The following is a 1,430-nucleotide window of genomic DNA, read 5'->3' on the forward strand; positions in this document are numbered from 1 at the left end:
GGTCAAGTCCTCAGACGTGGTGTACGAGGTCGTCGTGTGATTCTTCGATGTGATGGTTCAGGCGGTCAGTGCTGCGGGGGTGGCCTCCTGTTCGATCGGGGTGTCGTTGACGGCGCGTGATTTGCTCAGGACGTCCAGGCCGAGGTAGCGCCGGGACTCGGCCCATTCGTCGTGTTGTTCGGCCAGGACGGCACCGACGAGGCGGATCAGGGCGTCACGGTCGGGGAAGATGCCCACGACGTCGGTGCGTCGGCGGATTTCCTTGTTGAGCCGCTCCTGGGGATTGTTGGACCAGATCTGGCGCCAGATCTGTTTGGGGAACGCGGTGAACGCGAGTAGATCCGGCCGGGCTGCCTCCAGGTGGTCGGCCACCTTCGGCAGCTTGTCGGACAGGGCGTCGATGATCCGGTCATATTGCGCTGCAACCGATTCCGTGTCGGGTTGATCGAACACCGAATGCAGCAGGGTGCGGACCCACGGCCACGACGATTTCGGGGTGATAGCCATCAGGTTGGTCGTGTAGTGCGTTCTGCAGCGTTGCCACGTCGCACCGGGCAGGGTGGCGCCGATCGCGGCGACGAGGCCGGCGTGGGCGTCACTGGTGACCAGTTTGACCCCGGACAGGCCTCTGGCGGTCAGCGACCGCCAGAACGTAAGCCAACCCGCGCCGTCCTCGGCGGTGGTGGCGTCGATTCCCAAGATTTCTCGGTAGCCTTCGGCGTTGACCCCGACCGCGATCAGTGCGTGCACGTTGACCACCCGGCCGCCTTCGCGGACCTTGAGCACCAGGGCGTCGGCTGCCACGAAGGTGTATGGGCCGGCATCCAGCGGGCGGGTGCGAAACGCCTCGACGGCGGTGTCGAGTTCTTTGGCCATCACCGAGACCTGCGACTTCGACAGGCTGGTGATGCCCAACGTTTCGACGAGCTTGTCCATCCGCCGCGTGGAGACCCCGAGCAGGTAGCAGGTCGCGACCACGGTGGTCAACGCCCGCTCAGCCCGTTTGCGGCGCTCCAATAGCCAGTCCGGGAAGTACGAACCCTGCCGTAGCTTCGGGATCGCGAGATCCAATGTCCCTGCACGGGTGTCGAATTCGCGGTGTCGGTAGCCATTGCGGCAGTTGGTGCGCTGTGCCGAACGCTCGCCGTAACCGGCGCCGCACAGGGCGTCGGCCTCGGCGCCCATCAGGGTGTGGATGAACGTGGCGAGCAGCTCGCGCAGGACGTCGGGATGGGTGGTGGTGAGTCGTTCGGCCAGCACGGCGGGCAGGTCGATATTGTGGGCAGCGGTCATCGCGTGTGTTCCTTCTTTGCTCGAGTGACTTTGGTCGGTCCCTCGAAGAATCACGCGATGACCTTCAATCACTCGGCTACGACACGCCGGTACCGCTGATCAGGTCCGACTCGTACACCACTCTGCTGGACGCAACC

The 1,430-nt window shown here is 64.7% G+C and carries 1 protein-coding gene; it reads right to left on the reverse strand.

Annotation, left to right across the window (positions count from 1 at the left end; translation table 11 throughout):
• Nucleotides 1–57: 57 nt before the first annotated feature.
• Complete coding sequence (locus tag SBI67_RS29050) at nucleotides 58–1,293, reverse strand: IS256 family transposase (protein ID WP_318983906.1); 1,236 nt, start codon at nucleotides 1,291–1,293, stop codon at nucleotides 58–60.
• Nucleotides 1,294–1,430: the final 137 nt, after the last annotated feature.

It is taken from the genome of Mycolicibacterium chengduense (assembly GCF_033741155.1).
Taxonomy (GTDB): domain Bacteria; phylum Actinomycetota; class Actinomycetes; order Mycobacteriales; family Mycobacteriaceae; genus Mycobacterium.

Excerpts from the sequence above, each read along its gene's own strand:
- SBI67_RS29050 (WP_318983906.1), bottom strand. The coding sequence starts at position 1,293 with ATGACCGCTGCCCACAATATCGACCTGCCCGCCGTGCTGGCCGAACGA.